We start from the raw sequence: 439 nt of genomic DNA, 5'->3' as shown, positions 1-439 counted from the left end.
CCTTCGCCGACGAAGAGACGACGGAAGAAGAGGCGCGTGCCGAGTATCTGCGGCTTGCCGAGCGCCGCGTGCGCCTCGGCCTTGTGTTGGCTGAAATCGGCGAGAAGGCCGGCGTGACCGTATCGGACGAAGAGCTGCAGCGCGGCCTGTTCGAGCAGGTGCGCCGCTATCCGGGCAACCAGCAGCAGGAAGTCTTCGAGTTCTACCGCAACAACCCGGAAGCGTTGAACACGCTGCGGGCGCCGATGTTCGAGGAAAAAGTGGTCGACCATCTGCTCGGTCAGATTTCGGTCACCGACGTCAAGGTCAGCAAGGAAGAGCTGATGGCCGACGACGAAGAGGACGAGACCTCCGTCAAGGCGAAGCCGGCGAAGAAAGCCGCCGCCAAGAAGGCCGACGCCAAGAAGGCCGACGACGCGGAAGAGCCCAAGAAGAAGGC

The 439-nt window shown here is 63.1% G+C and carries 1 pseudogene; it reads left to right on the top strand.

Annotation, left to right across the window (positions count from 1 at the left end):
• Nucleotides 1-439 (top strand): annotated as a pseudogene (locus EN750_RS38730) (trigger factor); the annotation flags it as partial.

The sequence above is a fragment of the Mesorhizobium sp. M7A.F.Ca.ET.027.03.2.1 genome, assembly GCF_003999175.1.
Classification (GTDB): domain Bacteria; phylum Pseudomonadota; class Alphaproteobacteria; order Rhizobiales; family Rhizobiaceae; genus Mesorhizobium.
This window is presented reverse-complemented; position numbering and strand designations above follow the sequence as displayed.